Consider the following 21,452-nt stretch of genomic DNA (forward strand, 5'->3'; position numbering starts at 1 on the left):
AAATAAGTTAAATATTAACCTCTAAGCTTTTACAAAAGTTTATATAACAGTGCTTTTGTTTTTTCAAACCGAAGATATTATTTACTTTTGCAAAAAAGCTAACAAGCGCTTTTATGTCAAGGAGTAAAAAGTATTTAGTTTGTTAGTTTTTAGTTTAAAAGTTGAATAAAAACCATCTGAGTTAAAAATATATAATAGATGTTATCAGTTTCAAATCTTTCGGTACAATTTGGTAAGCGCATACTTTTCGATGAAGTGAATACAACTTTTAACAATGGAAATTGCTATGGAATTATTGGTGCCAATGGAGCCGGAAAATCGACGTTTTTAAAAATAATTTCTGGACAGCAAGATGCTAATTCTGGTCATGTGCATTTAGAATCTGGAAAACGCATGTCTGTTCTAACACAAGACCACAACAAGCATGATGAGGATACCGTTTTAGAAGCTGTTTTAAAAGGGAATCAACCATTATATAAATTAAAGTCTGAAATAGATGCCTTGTATGCAGATTATACAGACGAGAATGCAGAAAAAATTGGTGAGCTTCAAGTACAGTTTGAAGAAATGAATGGTTGGAATGCAGATAGCGACGCAGCAGCAATGTTATCCAATTTAGGTGTTAAGGCCGATTTTCATTACACTTTGATGAAAGATCTTGATGGAAAACAAAAAGTACGTGTATTATTAGCACAAGCTCTTTTTGGAAATCCAGACGTACTGATAATGGATGAGCCAACCAATGATTTAGATTACGAAACGATATCTTGGTTAGAAAACTTTTTAGCAAACTATGATAATTGTGTTATTGTTGTCTCTCATGATAGACACTTTTTAGATGCGGTTTGTACACATATTAGTGATATCGATTTTGGTAAGATCACACATTTCTCAGGAAATTATACATTTTGGTATGAGTCTTCTCAATTGGCAGCAAGACAACACGCACAGCAAAATAAAAAAGCTGAAGATAAAAAGAAAGAATTAGAAGAATTTATTCGTCGTTTCTCTGCCAACGTAGCAAAAAGTAAGCAAGCTACAAGTAGAAAAAAAATGATTGACAAACTTAATATTGAAGATATCAGACGCACAAGTCGTCGTTACCCAGCAATTATTTTTGAACGCGATAGAGAAGCAGGAGATCAAATATTAAATGTCGAAGGTCTAACTGTTTTACAAGAAGGAGAAGTATTATTTAAAGACATCGATTTTAATCTTAATAAAGGAGAGAAGGTCGTTGTATTCTCTAGAGATTCTAGAGCAACAACAGCTTTTTATCAGGTTTTAAATAATAAACGAAAAGCAGATTCCGGAAAATTTGCTTGGGGAGTTACAACGACCCAGTCTTATCTTCCATTAGATAATAGTGCCTTTTTTAATAACGATTTAACCTTAATTGATTGGTTACGTCAATGGGCACAAACAGAAGAGGAACGCGAAGAAGTAAATATTCGTGGGTTTCTAGGTAAAATGATTTTTAGTGGCGAAGAAGCTTTTAAAAAATCTACAGTGCTTTCTGGAGGAGAAAAAGTACGTTGCATGTTATCTAGAATGATGATGACAAGAGCAAACGTTTTACAATTAGATGAGCCAACAAACCACTTAGATTTAGAGAGTATTACAGCCTTTAATAACTCTTTAAAGAATTTTAAGGGCACAGTATTATTTACGACACACGATCATGAGTTTGCACAAACTGTAGGCGATAGAGTAATAGAGCTAACACCAAATGGTGTAATAGATAAACATACTACTTTTGATGAGTATATGCAAGATCCAAAAATTAAAGAGCAGAGAGAGAAAATGTATACTGTTACTGCGTAAATAGTATGTAGTTAACAGTAGAAAAAAGCCTCTAAAATCTATAATAATGAGGCTTTTTTTCATGTATTTGAGTTAGACTGTCATTTGAATGCCTTCTACTAAATTAAGCTTCCATTTCACCACGAACAGTTTCAACAATAAGTACTGCTTTTTCTGTTTCGCTTTCATGAACGTATATTTCTGGAAAAGAAGGAAGAGCAGTTGCAAACCCTGCCAAACGACCAGACTCAGTTTCATCTTTAATTACAGGATTAATACCAACGGCTTCCAAACGTTGTTTTATTACTTGAACAATTATAGTTCCACCGGTGTAAATTTTTATGTATTCAGAATCTGTCATAATTATTGTATTTAAAGGTTATACTTAAATATACGAAATAATTAGTAAAACCTTACATGCTAGATTGTGTTTAAGTTTCTTTTAAGAAAACTAAAGCACAGCATTTATTCTGCTTTTAAATAATTGTAAAGTCTATATGCTCCTAAGCCAATCATTGCTATAGAAAGAACGAGTCTTAAAGTAGAGACTGAGTCGTCTACAAAAAAGTATCTGTAAACAATATAACATCCAAGGCCTGAAAATATTAGTCCAGAGAATAAGCTCCAAATACTTTTTTGTTGTGGTTGATTGTTTTCTGTTTTCATAATATTGTTATTATTAAATGACTTTAAGAAGTCATATTAGGTATTCTTTTTTATGATGTGATAATATAAAATGTAAATGTATTTATTCTTTTGTAATTTTTGCAGTATTTGTGGCTCCTGAAGCAGTTGTAACTTTTAAGAAATAAACTGCAGACTGTAAATAATTAATATTAATAGAAATTATTTCAAGATTATTATAGTCTTTAGTTGAGATAACTTTACCCGATAAATTAATAATTTGAATTGTTATATCACTACTATCTTGTAGTTTGATATTAATAATTCCATTTATAGTGTTTGTCGATACTTGTAAGATTAGTGATTCAAATTCATTTACAGATAAAACAATTGAATCTGTATATACTTTCTAATGATACAGTAATGCTAAAAGTTAATACATACTAAACGAACTAGATGCTATAGACTTCTTGTATTTCTGTTTTTTTTAAGGTACTATTGAATAGCCTAATAATTTAATTATCTCAATTCAGCTCCAAGCTTACTTTCAAAGTTGTTTTGAAGTTTTTTCATTACTTTATCTACCACTTTATCTGTAAGTGTTTTATACTCGTCTTGAAATATAAAACTAACAGCATAACTTTTTTTCCCATTGGGTAGATTTTTGCCTTGATAGACATCAAATAAGCTCACGTTTTTAAGTAGTTGCTTTTCGGTTTGCTTTGCAATAGTATGCAAGTTTTCAAACGTAACTTTATCGTCTAGTAACAATGCGAAATCCCGTCTTACTTCTGGGTATTTCGGTATGGCTATAAATTTGATTTTATTGCGTTTTGCAACTTCAATAATGTTATCCCAATTAAAATCTGCAAACAATAGGTCTTGACTAATATCAAAATGCTTAGTAATTTTCGTTTTTACAATTCCAAAATCTACTAAAACAGTTTTGCCTTGGCTATATTGTACACCTTCTGTAAAAGCATCATTTTTTGTAGGAGTTGCTCTATAACGCGAAATCCCTAAACGCTCTAAAGTCCCTTCAATAGTACCTTTTAAGTAAAAGAAATCACTTTTTTGTTGTACGGTAGCCCAACTTTCTTGAGATTTATTTCCAGTAACAAATAAAGTAAGATGCTTATATTCTTCATGAGTACCATTGTAGTCGTGATATGTTTTTCCGAATTCAAAAAACTTTAAATCACTTCGTCTTCGGTTAATATTGTATGATACGGCCTCTAATCCAGAAAATAATAACGACTGTCTCATAACAGATAAATCGTTACTTAATGGGTTTAACATCGTAATATTATGTTCTTCCTTTAACTGTTCGCTAAGTGCAATATAGTTTGGTGTGGTTAACGAATTTGCCATGATTTCATAAAAACCTTGAGCAGCTAATTGGTTTCCAACTACATTTTGTAATTTATGATCTTCAAATTTTGATGAATTTGAAATCGATGCGTTAAGTTTGGTAGTCGTTTCTATATTATTGTAGCCATAGACACGAAGAATTTCTTCTATAACATCTGCTTCTCGTTGCACATCGTTTCTGTAAGAAGGAATAGTTAATCCTAATCCTGTTTCTGTAACATTATTAACTTTAATTTCAAGAGACGATAGAATGCTTTTTATCGTTTCTTTTGGAATTTCTTGGCCAATAAGTTTGGTTACTTTATCGAAAGTTAAATGAACCTCGAAATCTTTGATTTTTGTAGAATAAGCATCAGAAACATCGCTAGTAATTTTACCACCAGCAACTTCTTTTATTAATATAGCGGCACGTTTTAAAGCGTATTCTGTAATGTTTGGGTCAATACCGCGTTCAAACCTAAAAGAAGCATCTGTATTTAAAGCATGTCGCTTAGCTGTTTTTCTAATACTAACAGGATTGAAATAAGCACTTTCTAAAAAAATATTTGTTGTGTCTTCAGACACTCCAGAATCTAATCCCCCAAAAACACCAGCTATACATAGTGGTTTTTTTGTATCGCAAATCATTAAATCGTCTTCATGTAATTCGCGTTCAATACCATCTAAGGTTGTAAACTTTGTGCCTTTAGCAACTGTTTTAACCTGAATTTTGTTATCAAAAATTTTATTAGCATCAAAAGCATGTAACGGTTGCCCTAATTCGTGCAATACGTAATTTGTAGCATCCACAATATTATTTATTGGAGATAAACCAATGGCTTTTAGTCTTTGCTGCATCCAAGAAGGAGATTCTGCAACTTTAACGCCAGAGATTGTTACACCGCAATAACGTGGTGCTAACTCTTTATTTAAAACGTCAACATCTATTTTAAGTGAGCGACTTTCTACGTGAAACGAACTTACAGAAGGTGTTATTAATTCTAAATTAATGTCTTTATGTTGTAAACCTGCTTTTAAATCGCGAGCAGTACCAAAATGACTCATGGCATCAGCTCTATTTGGAGTTAGTCCAATTTCGAAAACTTGATCATTTTCAATTTTAAACAAATCTGCACAAGCGGTACCAACAATAGTATCTTTGGCTAAAACCATAATACCATCGTGAGATTTCCCTAGTCCAAGTTCGTCTTCAGCGCAAATCATCCCAAAACTTTCTTCTCCTCGAATCTTACCTTTTTTAATGGTCCAAGCTTCGCCTTCTTCTGTATATAAAGTACTACCAATAGTAGCAACAGGTACTTTTTGTCCAGCGGCAACATTTGGAGCTCCACAAACAATTTGCACGGGAGTTTCTGTGCCAATATTTACAGTAGTTACCTTTAGTTTGTCTGCATTACTGTGTTGCTCGCAGGTTAAAACCTCTCCAACAACAATACCTTCCAATCCGCCTTTTACGCTTTGATAAGTGTCTATGCCTTCAACTTCTAAGCCTAAATCTGTAAGTAATTCGCTGGTTTGCTCTGGTGTCCAATCTGTTTTTATAAACTGTTTTATCCAGTTGTAAGAAATCTTCATTTAATATACGTTAAGAGCACAAATATAAGAATAGTTACGGCGTATTAAAACAGATAAAATGGTTTTTATTGTAGTATTTGTATTTCTATTAAACTTTTGATTATCAGTATTTAAAATTGTAAAATGATTTAGTTTTGTCACCGATATCGACTAAAAATTATTAATCTATTTAAAATTAGTACTGTTTTTAGTAATCATATTATCGATTGCAGCCAACTAATTTGTAAAATCATAAGTAGCTCCAAACCTAAATTAAAAAGTTGAAGAACAAATTGATATAAAAAAAGAAGTGATTAAAATTATGGAAAGTCACGATTAAGAAATAGCTAAACACCAAATAACTGCAAAGGACTATCGGTTTTTAATATTTGAATTTTTATTATTTTACAGGTAAGAGAGAAAACTTGAATTTGAAACCGATTATTGAGATGAAGTTTATGTTTGTCCTGTTAAATAATACAGTAGCATTAAACTTAATTTTAAATGACATTGGGTAAGTAATGTTTTTTTAATATAAAATTTTAACTTAGCAATAAAAGTAAATAAACTATGAAAAGTAATATTTTAAAAAAGTTAGTATTGTTAATTTGTGTTTTACCAGTAGCATTCACTAGTTGTAAAGATGATGAAGATGTTACTCCGGCTCAAGTAGTAGCGTCTATAGATAAAGTGTTTGATGGGAACGCTGTGCTCAGTTCTCAAGCACAAGTAAATGATTTCGCTGCGGAAAATTATAACACAATTGATGGCGATTTGTTAATTGGTTTTAATGCGAGTTCTACTCAAATGTCAGACATCACTAGTCTAAGTCAATTAACGTCAATAAGAGCAATAGGAGGAAAGCTTAACATATCAAATAATCCAATTTTATCAAATATAGAAGGACTGAATGCTTTAAATTTTATCCGCGGATTAGAATTTAGAAAGAATGCTATCATTACTACATTGTCTCCGTTAGTTAATGTGTTAGAGCTTACGTTTTTACAAGTAGAAGATAACGATGCTTTAAAAAATATGGAAGGTTTAAGTGGTGTTGCTAATATTCAGCAATATGCCATTGTAAGACGAAATGCAGATTTGTTAAGTCTTAATGGACTTAATAATTTAGAAGCTATTGAAGATGGCCAATTTAGTATTACCGAGTCTCCTTTATTAACTAATATTAGTGCATTATCTAATTTAAAACTCATTGGAGGAACATTATCTATAAACTTCACACCTTTAACAAGTTTAAATGGGCTCTCTAGTGTAGAGTCTCTAGGAGGTGATATGTTTTTTAGTTTTAATACACAGTTAAATGATTATTGTGCACTAAACAACTTAATTATACAAAACACTTATTCTGAAGAAATTAACGCTCTAGGTAATGCATACGATCCAACTGTTCAGGATATTATAGATGGGAACTGTTCTAATTAAGGATTAATATAGAAGTTTAATTTTAAAAACTAAAAAAGAATGATGTATTGTCATTCATTTTTTTTTTTTTGTGAGTAAAATGTCAATATTTCGACGAATACAATAAACCCTAATTATGAGAGATGTTTTTACGTTTTTAATTGCATTTATGATTTTATCTTGTGAAGATAAATCTACTCAAGAATTGCTAATTTTTGGCGACTACAGAGCAGAATTGCAAATAAGTGATACAGAAGTAATACCATTTACCTTTAAAGTAAAAGATGTTAATAATCTCACCGTATTTAATGCTGAAGAACAAATAGAAGTTAATGAAATTGAATACAGAAACGACTCAGTTTTTATAAATATGCCAGTTTTTGAAGCTCTTTTAGCAGCAAAAATTAAAAATGAAACACTAACTGGGAACTTTATAATAAAAGGGAAAGATAGAGTAGTACCATTTACAGCTAAAAAAAGCAAAACACGTTTTAATGTTACTGCTAAGGCCGAGGCTAATATCTCTGGAAATTGGGAAACTGTTTTTAGTCCAAATACTCCAGACGATGCCTATATAGCCAAAGGTGTGTTTAAACAAAATGGAAATCAAGTATCAGGAACTTTTTTAACCGAAACTGGAGATTACCGTTTTTTGGAAGGAGTAGTAAACGGAAACGATTTAAAGCTTTCAACGTTCGATGGAGCACATGCCTTTTTATTTAAAGGTAAAATCACCGATTCTACTATTAACGGAACCTTTTATTCCGGAAGCCACTGGAAAGAACCTTTCTCTGCAATACGCAATGCAAATTACCAATTGCCAAGTGCAAACGACTTAACATACCTAAATGAAGGCTACGACAGTTTAGCATTTACCTTTCCAGACGCTAATGGAAAAATGATATCGCTAACAGATGATCGTTTTAAAAATAAAGTGGTGCTAGTTCAAATTATGGGCACGTGGTGTCCAAATTGTTTAGATGAAAGTAAATATTACACAGAATTCTACAAAAAAAACAATGAAAAAGGTTTAGAAATTGTAGCCTTGGCTTTTGAGTATGCCAAAACCAATGAGAAAGCTTTTGCTAGCATAAAACGTCTTCAAAATAGAATAGGCATAACCTACCCAATTTTATTAGCACAAACTGGAACCACAAGTAAACAAAAGGCACAAGAGAAACTACCAATGCTTAATCATGTTTTAAGTTATCCAACTACCGTTTTTGTAGATAAAAAAGGTAAAGTACGTAAAATACACACAGGTTTTAATGGTCCTGCAACAGGTGAGGAATTTGTGGAGTTTAAGAAAGAGTTTATTGATTTTGTTGATGAGTTGTTGAAGGAATAAATTTTGTAATAAAATTCTGAAATGGATGAACACGTATAACTACTTGTTTTTTTTTAAGAGAAGTTATACTGCTATTTAGAAGTTAAATTCTAAATAGCTTAGCGTATTCAAACTTAAAAATCAATATTTATGAAAAAACTTATCCCTAACCATATTCCAGCCAAAGGTTGGAAAGGTGGATTTCTAAAAAAACATCCTGAAGCAAATTATCCAAAACCTAACCTTAATCATGGTTTGGAGTTTACTGGTAACCTAGATAATATAGGTTTGATAACGAGACAACAACGCGTTTTATGGCCTGAATTTACTTGGGAAACAGAAAAAGGAGCTAAAGATCCAAAGCGTTGTTTCCAAATGTTTGCACCAGATATTTCAAGAATGGGTTATGATGATTCAGGGCAGTCATGGTCTATTATTTGTCCTCAGCAAGGTACTTTTATTCCAGGTATTGGAACTTTAAATGTTGAAGTTACAGTAACGGGTCAAAAAGGATGGGTGGACGAGTCTACTAAAACTCAAGCAATAGATTTAATGGTAAAACCTAAAATTTGGTTTAGTCCAAGCGCGAAAGAATCTGCTTATGGTAAATTATTATGGTCTATTTTCGAATTAAATCATCTTGGGTTTAATTTTCCTTCCGAAAAACATAAAGCAATACAATTAAATACTTTTCGTACAGATAAAGAGAAAACACGTACAATTTCTTTAAGAGATGGCTTGTTTTTAGGTGGTAATATACCAGCGTTTACAGACCATTCCACCGAAGCATGGAATCATGCAAATCTTGAAGTGGAAATAGGAGATATTGATGCAAGTCAACATGATTTAGTAACAGAATTTAACGAACTCATAATGAAAGCATTTAATGCAGGTTCCGGTAATATGTTACAAAAAGGAAATATATTGGCTTGGAATGTTTGGTTTGATGCGCCTACCAAAGCAAATACGAAAGAATGGACAAATCATGCTGTAGTTTGGCGAAAATCTATCGATGTAGACCATTGTAGTCCAGATGGCAATGGAAGTATAGCTAGATTTGCTAACGGTAAACCTTTTAGCGCAACAAAAGAATTGGAAGAAGAAATTCTTGCAGATATTATAAAGTTTATTAAAAAACATCTTCCTTAATAGTAGTGTTAAGCTATTTTGTGTAGGAGAAACTGCTTTTATTTAAGTGTAATTGAATCAATCAGCAACTCAAAGCTTTCAGCCTTTTTATTTCCTATTAAAAAGGCTAATTCTTCTATGTTATTTTTATTAAAGTTTGGATAGTTAAGTGTACGTCCTCTAAAAGCAGGATACATATCTTTTAAATTAATAGTAATGGTTTCCCATGTACCAGAAGTAGTAAATGCTGTAATATAAGAGTAACGCTCGTATTTATTGTGTTTTATTCTAAATTGGTACGCTTTTCCATCTCCTTTTAATTTAATAGAAACTTTGGTATGATTAGAAACATCTATAGCGTCCATATCATAACGCAAAGAAGAAAATCCACCATTATTTTCTATAGAGACTTTACCACTAAATTTACCATGTCCATCTTTGTTTAAAGCAAAGTTTCCGCTAGAACGTCCGCCCATAACAACATCATCAACAATTCGCCAATTAGAAATGTTAGCCTCTTTAGTAAAATCGAAAATAGTTGTTGAGCTTATCATAGTTGCAGTAAATAATAAAATGAAGGCTATAGGTTTCATAGTATTTTTTTAGCAAATTTACAGATTAATCTATGGCTTTTCTGTCAATAAAAAGTTAAAAGTGGCTTGTTACTCTTGAGAAAGCATGAAATCTAAATTATGTATCGCTTTTAAATGGATTAGTATTCTACTAAAGTAAATTTAGCTTAAATATTGAGAATGCCAGTTAGTTTGTAATTACTAGGTTTGTTGTGATTTCTAATACTATTAATTAAAATCTAAAATTACTGTAGCACCATGTCTACCTTGGTGAAATATAGTTACAGGTGTTGGGTGAGGAGATGGTTGTCCTGCAAAACCTGGAAACATTAGGTGGTTAACAGTCAACGGGAAAGTTAGAGTGTCCGAAGCGCTATTAACCGACATGAAATTTTGATTGTATTGGTAAATACTTATGTTGTGTGCCGATACTCTTAATCCTGGGACTAAATTATTCCCAGACAAAACCATAGTATCTCCATAATTGTAACTAGTTTGATTTGTACTTGATATTATTGGTACATTTTCTGCTAGAATATCTATTGTATAAGGTGTTATTGCTTTAATTACATTATTAACTTTGTAAACAATTTTGTAATCTGTTGCAGATGTAATATTTATTGGAAAATCTATTTTAAATCTTGTTGATATGTTGCTATTAGAACCGTTTGATGTGTAATTAGTATAAGATAATTCATAACTATTTGCAGAATTCTCTATAAATATTTTAGCATTAGGAATTGTGAGATCTATATTTTGTGTCCTTACAAAAGGATTTGCATTTTGGTAATATAGGCTGGCTGAATTACTTGTTATTGGAGAAGTGTTTAGTGTTAAAAATAGAAATTTCTTGGTTATAACGGTATAAATATTAGAAGATCCATTGGCGGCTGTTACTGTATATGGCACACCAATGTTGAAGTTTTGTGGTACGTTTGTATCTGGGTTAACTGTTGCGTTTTCAGAAATAGTAAGTGTAGGCACGGCTCCTGAAAAATCTAAAATGTAAGATTCTAAAGCTATAGTTAGGTTCGTGTCGTCTATTACACCAATAAAAGTTTCGCCATCCAAAGTAACTTCAAAACTCAATATTCTTTTCTCATTAGAGAGTGGAGTATTGTTAATAATAACACTGTAAGTTCGTTGTTCTCCATTTTCGGCAGTAACAGTATAAGAAATAGGAAGAGAGAAGTCTTGTGCTACATTTAAACTAGGGTTAATTGTCGCTCCTTGAGAAATTGAGATATTTGGAATAAGTGTGTTGTCTATTTCTATGCCCATTGTTTCTATTGAAACAGTATTATTAGTATGGTCAATCACGCCTATATATTCAGTTCCGTTAGGGCTTATATTGAATGATAAAATTTTACTATCACTTCTAATTGTTGTTACGGTATAAATAGCTTCGTCTCCATTTTCTGCTTTAACAGTAAACGCTACAGGAATACTAAAATTAAAGGAAACAGAAGCTGAAGGTGTTATTATAGCCTTGTTTGAGATCGTAATTTCTGGAGAAATTAGATTAGAAATATCCAAATCATTTACAACAACAGTAATGGCTTTTGAGTCTTGATTAATAATTCCATTAAAAACATCACCATTATTCTCTATTTTGAAGGATAAGATTTTGTTTTCACTGCTCAATACAATGGTCTCATCGTCTTTAGAACAATTTAAAATTAGGCAAAGGCTTGCTAACAGGACTAAAAACTTAAATTTCATACTTTTTATATTTTTTATATTTTTTTTTCAAAAAGGGAAGCTACGCCTAATTACAGAATTATACAAGTCACTGGAGAGGTGTTTTCTAGCCATGAATAGTTTCACTCTTGCCATAACTCTTTATCAATTCTCCTTCGAAAGCAACAAGGTCTTGCCAGCGTTTGTCTACATCAATATCTTTTCCATATTGTCTAGCAAAAGTTATAAAAGTGGTGTAATGTCCGGCTTCGCTAATCATTAAATCGTGATAAAACTTTGATAATTCTTCATCGTTAATACGTTCAGAAAGTAATTTAAAACGTTCACAACTTCGCGCTTCTATCATAGCAGAAAACAATAAACGATCTACAAAGCTTTGCTGTCTGCTGCCACCTTTATTCATGAATTTATACAACTGATTGACATAATGATCTTTGCGCTCGCGACCTAGAGTATAGCCTCGTTTTTTAATAATGTCATGCACCATTTCAAAATGCTCCAATTCTTCTTTAGCAAGTTTTAAAAGTTCTGTTACCAATTCTGGATGTTCGCTATTGTGCGTAATAATGGTAATAGCGTTAGTTGCTGCTTTTTGTTCGCACCAAGCATGGTCTGTTAATATTTCTTCAATATTACTTTCTACAATAGTTACCCAACGCGGATCGGTTTCAAGTTTTAAGTGAAGCATGCTCATAGTTTACTGTTTTTTTTGTAAAGATAATTATTATAGATATAATTTATGCTTGTCACTTCTAGTGAAATTTTTATTTTAGAATTTTGTATCAATAAGCAATAGAAATATTTAAGGTTCTCGATACCGTTTTCCTTCGTCGAATTATTCGAGTTGAGAAAATCTACTAATTGTGATAAATAGCTTTTAGCTTCTCAAAAACGAATTGCGCACTAGTAATTGCGCCTTCCATTTTACCCGGAAATACAGGGCTTGTTTCTGCTCCAGCAATAAATAGTTTGTTGTCTAAATATGTATTTTGAAATAAGGGATGACCATTATTGGATTGTGGTATTATAAAACGGTCACTAGTACTGGTAGTGTATTTTTCGTTTGCCCATACACATTCTTCATAGCTTTCAAAAGTTAAAGCTTGATCTCCATAATAACTTTGTAATTGCTTTAAAGCTAGTTTTTTTCGTTCTTCTTTTTTGTTTTTTGAAAACGCTGAGCTCATAAAACCGCTTAATGCGTATAGGTTGCTGTTAGCATTAGAATGGTCGTAGAATTCTTGAATAACACCAACGCTACTATAAATTGTGCCACTAGTGTCTTTTGATTTCCAAAAAGGCGTTTTATAAGTAAAGCCAATCCTAATAGAATTATGCATCCAAGTATGGGTTTTTAATAAAAGCTCTTGAAAGTCTTGTGGTAAAGCAGGTTCTATAGCTATTTTTTTTGAAAATAATAATGGTGGAAGCGTAGATACAATATGCTTGCAATAGTATGTTGTGTCGTTACTGCTTGCTTCTAAGTCATCAGCGAGCAATTTTATAGTGAGAATCTTTTGGTTGCATGTAATCGTGTTTTCTGAAAGTCTCTCTGATAGACTTTTAATAATAGAATACGTGCCATTTGTAACGCGATAGCTTACTAAGTTGTTTTCAGGTAGTTCCACCAGCTGAACAGCTTGTGTTTTGTTAGGGTGGTAAATAGCCGTGTTGCCATAATGTTGCTTAAAAACAGAGATCCCAAGTTCTTTTAACAATGCTAAAGCATTAAATTGTTGGTCTATTAACCAAGTAGCGCCTAATTCTATTGGGGCTTGATTGGTATTGTGTTTTGTATTAATCCTACCGCCAATAGTACTGTTGGCCTCGAGAACTTTAACTTTGATATTTATGCTTTTAAGTAAGTAGGCGAGTGTTAAACCAGTTAAGCCACCACCAATAATAAGTACATCAGTTTTTATTGTTTTCATAGATTACGAAATGTAGTTCCAAATATTCTTATACTTACTCATTTGTCTATAGGTTTCCAAAATCACAGCATTTTCCTCGTGACCAAGTGATGGGTCTTTTTCTAAAACCTTTTTAGCCGAAAAACGAGCTTGTTGTAAAATGTCGCTATCTTTTATAATATCTGCTATCCTAAGATTTAAAATGCCACTTTGTTGTGTTCCTGTAATATCACCAGGCCCACGAAGTTTTAAATCAACTTCAGCAATTTCGAAACCATCATTAGTTCTTACCATGGTTTGAATACGTTTTTTACTGTTTTCAGATTGTTTATGGCTCGTCATTAAAATACAATAACTTTGTTCTGCTCCACGACCAACACGACCTCTTAATTGGTGTAATTGCGATAAGCCAAAACGCTCTGCGCTTTCGATAATCATTACCGAAGCATTAGGTACATTTACGCCAACTTCAATTACAGTTGTTGCAACCATTATTTGTGTTTGACCTTTTATAAAACGTTGCATTTCGAACTCTTTATCTGCAGGTTTCATTTTGCCATGTACAATAGAAATTTGATACTCTGGAGTAGGGAAGTCTCGAGAGATACTTTCATAGCCATCCATTAAATCTTTGTAGTCCATTTGTGCGCTTTCTTGTATCAATGGATAGACAATATAAACCTGTCTTTTTTTCTTGATTTCTGAACGCATAAATTGAAAAACTTTTAGTCTATTTGAGTCGTATCTATGGACTGTTTTTATGGCCTTTCTTCCAGGTGGTAATTCGTCTATAATCGAGATGTCTAAATCACCATAAACAGACATTGCTAAAGTACGTGGAATTGGTGTTGCAGTCATTACTAAAACGTGAGGAGGGAAGGTGTTTTTTTTCCATAATTTTGAACGTTGTTTTACGCCAAATCTATGTTGCTCGTCTATAATTGCTAAGCCTAAATTTTTAAATATCACCTTATCTTCAAGTAGAGCGTGCGTACCAATTAGGATGTCTAATTCGCCATTCTCGAGCATTTCATGGATTTCACGACGTTGTGAAGTGTTACTTGAACCTTGAAGCAGTTTAATGCTGATATTTAGTTCTTTGCATAGTTCTTCTAATCCATTATAATGTTGTACTGACAAAATAGCAGTAGGTGCCATTAAGCATGCTTGGAAACCATTGTCAAGTGCTATAAGCATTGACATCAATGCTACAATTGTTTTTCCAGATCCAACATCGCCTTGTAATAAGCGATTCATTTGGGCGTTACTACCCATATCTGCTCTAATTTCTTTCAGAACTCTTTTTTGCGCACCAGTTAATTCGAACGGTAAATGGTTTTTGAAAAAGCTATTGAAATGTGCTCCAACGGTTTCAAAAGGAAATCCTTTTATCTTAGATTTATGGATTAAATTTTTCAGAATTAATTGTAACTGTATGTAAAATAATTCTTCAAATTTTAGTCGAAATTCAGCCTTAAAAAGTAAGTCGGAATTCTTAGGGAAATGAATGTTAAAAAGAGCTTCAGATTTAGGAATTAATTTAAGGTTTTCCAGGAGGTCTTTAGAGAGTGTTTCTACAAATTTCCCACCAGTTTCTATGAAGAGATTTTGCATGATTTTTATCATCATGCGATTGGTGATTCCTCTTGTAGATAACTTCTCTGTAGAAGGATAAATAGGTTGTAAAGATGAGCGCAAACTTTGCTCGTGTTCAGACAATAATTCAATATCTGGATGTGCCATATTGTACTTGCCCCCAAAACTATTTACCTTCCCAAATATAACATAAGACACATTTGTTTTTAGCCCTTCTCTAATCCATTTCTGGCCACGAAACCATACCAATTCCATAGTGCCTGTATCGTCTTGAAAAGTAGCAACTAAACGTTTTCCTCTTTTCTGAGAAATTTCTTTAAAACTAGTTATTTTTCCAATAACTTGAACTTCTGCAGTGTTTTGATGTAGTGTATTTACTTTATAGTATTTCGTGCGATCTAAATAACGATTTGGAAATAGATTGATGAGGTCTTGATAGGTATGAATACCAAGTTCCTTGCGAAGCAAATCTGCACGATTTGGTCCAACACCTTTAAGATAATCTATTGAAGTTTGAAGATTAGTAGCCATTTTTCAAATAAAAAACTAAAATACATGATTTATCAAATTAAAATAGAATTTTTCTTAAATTCGTGCAGCCTTTAAAATAATTAAAAATGAAAAAACCAAGTTAATTAAAGTTGCTGAGATAGTTACCGTAATTATTGGAATGTTATTTATTATTAATTGTAGTAGTAATGACGATTCTCAAACTGTAACGCCATCAGCGCAAATAATATCTACTGGAAGTATTTTAAAATATGGGGATGTCGATGTTTTGTGTTATTCTGTTTCACAAAGTTTACAAGTTAAAGGCACCAATTTAACAGGAAATATATCGCTTTCTACATCTGCAAATTTTCAATTATCTCTTGATGATGCTAGTTTTAGTAACGCAGTAACTATTAATGCAGCGTCTGGAAACGCTGGAAACACAATTATTTATGTAAGGTTCTCACCTGCACAGGATGCCATTGGTAATACAACAGGTAATTTAACTTTATAAAGTTCTCAGGCTACAGTAATCACATTAGCATTAATAGGTATGGGTGTTAGTATTACTCCAATAATAAATGTATTTGGTACAATTAATAATTTTGGTGATGTTATGGTTTTGGAAAATGCTGTAGAACAAAACATTAATGTAAATGGAGATAATCTGGTGTCAGATATTACCGTTTCTGCAAGCACAGATTTTAATGTATCCCTAGATAATGTTACGTATACTTCTTCTTTACAAGTCCCTGCTGCAATAGTAAATGATAATACAACTGTTTATGTGCGTTTTAGTCCAAGTGTAGTTGGTAATGGAACAGGAACGATAACCATGTCTAATCAAGACACTACGGATGCTGTCATTGATGTAGAAGGTAATGGAATTCCTGTAATACAAAATTATGTCTCATTTAATAAACAAGCTTTGGGTTTTGGAGGAGGTTTTAATCAATCTGCATCCCAAACATTTAATTTGTCTGCAGATTTAACTAATATTGTGCAAATTAAAATGTTTGTGCAAATAGATTGTCCTACTTCTGGTTGCGATGATTGGGACCGTTTTGCTAATATTAAAGTAAAAGACCAAGTAACAGGAAGTTGGTTTGAAATTGGTCGTTATATTACACCATATTGGACAGGAACACAGCAATTAGATAGAGGTTTAGAATTCGACGTTACTGACTTTAAAGGGTTATTGTCCGGAGCTGTAGAATTAAGAATTTATATTGAGAATTGGACTTCTAAAGCAGATTTAATTTCTGTAGATTTTGATTATATTGAAGGGACTCCAGATTATCCGTATTATGCAGTTTCTGAGGTTTTAGGCTATCATGCTAATTCTATAGATGGTGTGCCTTACGGCGTAAGGTATAGTTTAGATTTAGACAAACAAATTAGTGTTCCTGGCAATGCAGAAAGTACACATTTAAGAACAGCTATTTCTGGTTGGGGCCACGCAACACCAAATGATGCAGGAGGAAGACCTTGTGCAGAATGGTGTTACAGAACACACGATATTAAAATAAATGGAAGTAATGCTTTTAGTCATTATCTAGGGCCTTTGGGTTGTGCATCTAATCCTGTAAACAATCAAAATCCTGGAAATTGGACTCCGGATAGAGCAGGTTGGTGTCCTGGAATGGCAGTACCAACAAGAATAGATAATTTAACTTCTCCAATGGCTGGAAGTACTTTTACTTTTGAATATGATTTTGAAGATTGGGTAAATAACGGAGCAAACGGAAGTGCTTATTATGCGACATCAACATATGTAGTTGTAAAAAGTAATTCGGTAATTACTGCACCGAATGTGATAGATTAATAGTAATAGAGTAAAACAAAAAGACCACTATTTCGTGAAAAAAATGGTCTTTTGATTTATATAAAGTTCTACTATATTTTATTGTTCTCCTTTAAGCACTAAAAGTGGTTTTCTGCTTTCAAAATCAGATTTACTTACACCATTATCGTGTAAAGTTTCGCTCCATAGTTTCTGAAAGAAACCACGTTTACGTCTAAAAACGCATATAAGATCTGGTTCTACAACGTGAATGTATTCTAATAAGCCTTGGAATAATGTTGCGTTTTCAGTAGAATAATATTTTGAAGTTAAAATAGCTAAATCTTTATCGAACATTAAGTCTTCAGGTAAATATTCTGGTGTTTTAACTTGTAAAAGCGTCATCTGAGCTTTAAGTTGTAAAAGTATAGTTTCAATTGGTTTTGTAGCATCTTCAGCTTTTATTATACCAGATTTTATAGCTGTTAAAACAGTAGCTATTGCTTCAAATTTATAATCTTCCGGAATTAATAAAACGGGCATATCTGTTTTTCTCACAATACTACCAGATAAATCGTCTAAATATAGTTTCTCGTTAGTTTTTGGAGTCCTTGCAGAAGCTACAATTAAATCCACGTTAAAATCTACACAGAATTCTTTAATGTATTCCAAAGTTTCTCCTTCGAAAAAGCGAAAATTAATATCAACACCTTGATTTTTAGCATGAGCGATAATTTCTTCTAAATGATCTTGCTCATCAATTTCTGTTAATTGAATACCATATATCATTTCTGCTCCAACCGCTTTTGCAAAGTCGATAGCATAAATAAGTGTTGCTTTTTTCTCTTTAAGTGAGCTAATAGGTACTAAAAAGGTCTTCATTATTATTTAATATTTTCAAATTTTGTGCAAAAGTAGTTTATTTAGAGGAATTCATCACATTCTTGCTAATATTTCGTTTTAGGGTAGTTATTTATTGTACACTGAATTGCTGCGTATTCGAACTCATAGAATTATAAAAAATTGTATTTTGGTCTGATACTTGATTTAATCCTTATATGAGATACTTGATTTTTGTTTTAATTATTTTTATTTGCTTTTCTTCGGAAGCCCAACAGGTTGAATATGTAGATTTTAAGACAGTGAATGCGAGGTTAGTAATTGTTCCAGACTCAACAAAGGTGTCTGGAAAAGTGAAATATTCATTTGAAATCTTGGAGAATATAGATTCAATTTATATTGACGCTATAAATATGAAGTTTAAGGATGTTCTTTTAAATGATAAAAAAATAGAATTTATCAACGACCTAAAGAAGGTTTGGTTTAAATCTAAATTTAGAAAAAATGTAACTTATTCTCTTACCTTCAACTATGTAGCTTATCCTAAAAAAGCAATGTACTTTGTTAAAAGGAATGAAGATTGGCAAATCTGGACTCAAGGTCAAGGGAAGTTTACTAGTAACTGGTTACCAAGTATTGATGATACAAACGATAAAATTGAGTTTGATTTTTCAATTGTTAACTACGCAGATTATAAAGTAATTGCAAATGGAAAGTTGATAAAACGAGAAGGTGCGGTAAACATTTCTCAATGGCATTTCAACATGCAAAAACCAATGTCAAGCTATCTCGTAGCATTAGCTATTGGTAAATACGATAAAAAAGAAATCACCTCTAAAAGTGGAATTCCATTAGAACTCTATTATTATCCTGAAGATTCGGCTAAAGTAGAACCAACGTATCGCTACACAAAACAAATGTTCGATTTCTTGGAAGAAGAAATTGGTGTTCCATTTCCTTGGCAAAACTATAAACAGGTTCCTGTAAAAGATTTTTTATACTCAGGAATGGAAAATACAAGTCTTACTATTTTTAGTGACGATTTTATGATTGATAAAACTAGTTTTGTAGATAAAAACTATGTAAACGTAAATGCTCATGAACTCGCTCACCAGTGGTTTGGAGATTTTGTAACTGCAACCGAAGGTAAACACCATTGGCTACAAGAAGGTTTCGCAACTTATTATGCTTTGCTCGCAGAACGCGATATTTTTGGTGAAGATTATTATTACAATAGACTTTACGAATATGCGAAACAGCTCATAGTTCAAGAGCAAGAAGACAAAGCAACTGCGTTGCTAGATCCAAAAGCGAGTAGTATAACCTTTTACAAAAAAGGAGCTTGGGCTTTACATGTTTTAAAAGAAAGAGTAGGAGAGCAGGTGTTTAAAAAGGCAGTGATTAATTACTTGAATAAGCATGCTTATAAAAATGTAGAAACTAATGATTTTATTTCTGAAGTTGAAAAAATTTCAGGACAAGATTTAAGTGATTTTGAAAAGGATTGGTTATTGTCAAAAGAGTTGCCAATTTCAAAAATGAGAGCTACTTTAAAGAAAAACGAAAGCATTGCTTTTTTAGAAACAATAGAGCATACACCTTATTTAAGCTATAGAACAGACAAAAATGGGTTTATTCCTTCTAGTTTAGTTCATGAGTTGCCAAAAGGATTTTATATTGAAAGACTTGCTGTATTAAGCGAAGCTTTAAAGAAGCCAGATTACCCTACTTATAAAGATTTAATTGAGGAAGCTTTTAATTCTAAAGAAATAAAAATACGTCAACTTTTAGCTAAGCATAGTCCAGATGGTTTTAAGAAAGAGAGCGAAACATTATTACTAGATGCATCTTATACTACAATAGAAATAGCATTATCAAATTTATGGTCTAAGTTCCCTAAAGATAGAGCTAAGTACTTAGATGCTACAAAAGATGTCGTTGGTTTTAACGATAAAAATGTAAGAACTTTATGGTTGGCTTTAGCCTTATTAACACCCGAATATAATTCAGGATTCAACACCGTTTATATAAAAGAATTAAGCGATTACACTTCGTCTAAATATAGTTTCCAAACACGACAAAATGCATTTTCTTTTATTAATAATCTACAGATTTTTAATATTGAAACATTAATAAATTTAATTGATGCAACAGCTCACCATAATTGGAGATTTAAGAGTTTTGCACGCGATTTATTAAAATCGTTAAGTGAAGAAGAAAAATATAAAGAGATAATTGCTAATTTGCAAGAGCAACTAAAAGAACAGTAATTCTAAATGACGTTGCTTACCAAACTGCTAACTCGAAAGATTAATTTAATGAGAATTCCGTCTTTTCGGAAATAAAAAACAACAATAATTGAAAGCACTAGTAATTTCAGGAGGAGGAAGTAAAGGCGCATTTGCTGGAGGAGTTGCACAATATCTTATTGAGCATGAAGGGCGAGAATACGATATGTTTTTGGGGACTTCGACTGGAAGTTTATTGGTTCCACATCTAGCTTCAAACGATATTGGAAAATTGTACGATGTGTTTACCCATGTAAACCAACATTCTATTTTTAGTATTAATCCTTTCATTATAAAAAAGAAAAATGGTAGAGAGTATGTGTCTATAAACTACTTTAATACCTTACTTCAATTTATAAAGAGAAGGCGAACGTTTGGCGAGAGTAAATCTTTAAAAAAGTTAATTAGAAAAAACTTTACGCTAGAAGAGTATAATCGCATTCGTAAAGAAAAAGAAGATGTGGTTGTAACGGTTGCTAACCTTTCTAAAAACCGAACAGAATACAAATCTATTAACGATTTTAGTTATGAAGAATTCTGCGATTGGATTTGGATTTCATGTAATTATATTCCGTTTATGTCTTTAGTAAAACGTAATGGTTTTGAGTATGCAGATGGTGGTTTAGGCTGTGTTGTTCCCATTCGAGAAGCCATAAATAGAGGCGCAACAGAAATAGATGCTATTATACTAGAAAGTGAAAATCTAGAATACAATAAAGTATTGGGTAAAAATCCATTTTCTTTAATGATTAACCTCTTTGGCCACTTGTTAGACCAGGTAGAAAGAGGAGATATTACTATTGGAAAATTGGCTGCTAAGCATAGGAATGTTAAGCTTAATTTGTATTATACTCCAACAAAATTGACAGAAAACTCGCTTATTTTTAATAAGACTTTAATGGAAAAGTGGTGGAGGGAAGGGTTTTTATATGCTCAAGAAAAACATGGGGAAAGTAATCCGTTAAATTCGACAGTGCCAATAAAACCTAATGTATAAAATTGTAGAGTAGTAATTTTTAATAAAGAATTGTCTAAAAAAAAACA

At 32.1% G+C, this 21,452-nt stretch carries 18 protein-coding genes; 8 read left to right on the forward strand and 10 right to left on the reverse strand.

Annotation, left to right across the window (positions count from 1 at the left end; translation table 11 throughout):
* The first annotated feature begins 198 nt into the window (after positions 1–198).
* Positions 199–1,824, forward strand: a complete 1,626-nt coding sequence (locus tag RH82_RS03010) for an ABC-F family ATP-binding cassette domain-containing protein (RefSeq protein WP_034057928.1) — start codon at positions 199–201, stop codon at positions 1,822–1,824.
* Positions 1,825–1,927: 103 nt separating this feature from the next.
* On the opposite strand, the gene RH82_RS03015 is transcribed toward RH82_RS03010, so the two are convergent.
* The 4 genes from RH82_RS03015 to pheT form a co-directional block, all read right to left on the reverse strand.
* Entirely contained in the window at positions 1,928–2,164 is a 237-nt protein-coding gene (locus tag RH82_RS03015) for a putative signal transducing protein (protein WP_034057930.1), read from the reverse strand.
* Positions 2,165–2,268: 104 nt separating this feature from the next.
* Positions 2,269–2,469, reverse strand: coding sequence for a hypothetical protein (locus RH82_RS03020; RefSeq protein ID WP_034057931.1), 201 nt, complete (start codon positions 2,467–2,469; stop codon positions 2,269–2,271).
* An 82-nt stretch (positions 2,470–2,551) separates the two neighbouring features.
* On the reverse strand, positions 2,552–2,818 hold the full coding sequence (locus RH82_RS19200) for a T9SS type A sorting domain-containing protein (protein ID WP_081979171.1): 267 nt from the start codon (positions 2,816–2,818) through the stop codon (positions 2,552–2,554).
* 128 nt (positions 2,819–2,946) lie between these two features.
* Positions 2,947–5,373: a phenylalanine--tRNA ligase subunit beta gene (gene pheT, locus RH82_RS03025; protein ID WP_034057932.1), complete on the reverse strand. Its 2,427-nt coding sequence runs from the start codon at positions 5,371–5,373 to the stop codon at positions 2,947–2,949.
* A 549-nt stretch (positions 5,374–5,922) separates the two neighbouring features.
* On the opposite strand from pheT, the gene RH82_RS03030 reads away from it, so the two are divergent.
* From RH82_RS03030 to RH82_RS03040, 3 genes are all read left to right on the forward strand, one after another.
* Complete coding sequence (locus RH82_RS03030) at positions 5,923–6,792, forward strand: hypothetical protein (protein ID WP_034057934.1); 870 nt, start codon at positions 5,923–5,925, stop codon at positions 6,790–6,792.
* 115 nt (positions 6,793–6,907) lie between these two features.
* Positions 6,908–8,119, forward strand: coding sequence for a peroxiredoxin family protein (locus RH82_RS03035; protein ID WP_034057935.1), 1,212 nt, complete (start codon positions 6,908–6,910; stop codon positions 8,117–8,119).
* Between the two features lie 129 nt (positions 8,120–8,248).
* Entirely contained in the window at positions 8,249–9,247 is a 999-nt protein-coding gene (locus RH82_RS03040; protein ID WP_034057936.1) for a hypothetical protein, read from the forward strand.
* Between the two features lie 38 nt (positions 9,248–9,285).
* Here RH82_RS03040 and RH82_RS03045 read toward each other — a convergent pair whose 3' ends face one another.
* The 5 genes from RH82_RS03045 to recG form a co-directional block, all read right to left on the reverse strand.
* Positions 9,286–9,819, reverse strand: coding sequence for a CIA30 family protein (locus tag RH82_RS03045; RefSeq protein WP_034057937.1), 534 nt, complete (start codon positions 9,817–9,819; stop codon positions 9,286–9,288).
* 207 nt (positions 9,820–10,026) lie between these two features.
* Positions 10,027–11,520, reverse strand: a complete 1,494-nt coding sequence (locus RH82_RS03050) for a DUF5018 domain-containing protein (RefSeq protein WP_034057939.1) — start codon at positions 11,518–11,520, stop codon at positions 10,027–10,029.
* A gap of 85 nt (positions 11,521–11,605) precedes the next feature.
* Positions 11,606–12,187, reverse strand: coding sequence for a tRNA-(ms[2]io[6]A)-hydroxylase (miaE, locus tag RH82_RS03055; RefSeq protein ID WP_034058024.1), 582 nt, complete (start codon positions 12,185–12,187; stop codon positions 11,606–11,608).
* 169 nt (positions 12,188–12,356) lie between these two features.
* Entirely contained in the window at positions 12,357–13,430 is a 1,074-nt protein-coding gene (locus RH82_RS03060; protein WP_034057940.1) for a flavin monoamine oxidase family protein, read from the reverse strand.
* Positions 13,431–13,433: 3 nt separating this feature from the next.
* Positions 13,434–15,536 carry an ATP-dependent DNA helicase RecG gene (gene recG, locus RH82_RS03065; protein WP_034057941.1) on the reverse strand — a complete coding sequence of 701 codons (2,103 nt, stop codon included), beginning with the start codon at positions 15,534–15,536 and terminating at the stop codon, positions 13,434–13,436.
* A gap of 139 nt (positions 15,537–15,675) precedes the next feature.
* Between recG and RH82_RS03070 the strand changes: the two genes are divergently transcribed.
* Together RH82_RS03070 and RH82_RS03075 are read left to right on the forward strand one after the other, a co-directional pair.
* Positions 15,676–16,011, forward strand: a complete 336-nt coding sequence (locus RH82_RS03070) for a hypothetical protein (protein ID WP_034057942.1) — start codon at positions 15,676–15,678, stop codon at positions 16,009–16,011.
* A gap of 39 nt (positions 16,012–16,050) precedes the next feature.
* Positions 16,051–17,322 carry a peptide-N-glycosidase F-related protein gene (locus RH82_RS03075; protein WP_241147996.1) on the forward strand — a complete coding sequence of 424 codons (1,272 nt, stop codon included), beginning with the start codon at positions 16,051–16,053 and terminating at the stop codon, positions 17,320–17,322.
* A gap of 78 nt (positions 17,323–17,400) precedes the next feature.
* Here the strand turns inward: RH82_RS03075 and RH82_RS03080 are convergent, their stop codons facing one another.
* Positions 17,401–18,162, reverse strand: coding sequence for a universal stress protein (locus RH82_RS03080; RefSeq protein ID WP_034057944.1), 762 nt, complete (start codon positions 18,160–18,162; stop codon positions 17,401–17,403).
* 260 nt (positions 18,163–18,422) lie between these two features.
* Here RH82_RS03080 and RH82_RS03085 point away from each other — a divergent pair, with 260 nt between their 5' ends.
* Both RH82_RS03085 and RH82_RS03090 read left to right on the forward strand, forming a co-directional pair.
* A complete protein-coding gene (locus RH82_RS03085) occupies positions 18,423–20,390 on the forward strand; it encodes a M1 family metallopeptidase (RefSeq protein WP_241147997.1) in 1,968 nt (655 codons plus the stop codon).
* 88 nt (positions 20,391–20,478) lie between these two features.
* Complete coding sequence (locus RH82_RS03090) at positions 20,479–21,405, forward strand: patatin-like phospholipase family protein (RefSeq protein WP_034057949.1); 927 nt, start codon at positions 20,479–20,481, stop codon at positions 21,403–21,405.
* Positions 21,406–21,452: the final 47 nt, after the last annotated feature.

This window comes from Lacinutrix jangbogonensis (assembly GCF_000797445.1).
In the GTDB taxonomy this organism is placed as follows: Bacteria; Bacteroidota; Bacteroidia; order Flavobacteriales; family Flavobacteriaceae; genus Lacinutrix; species Lacinutrix jangbogonensis.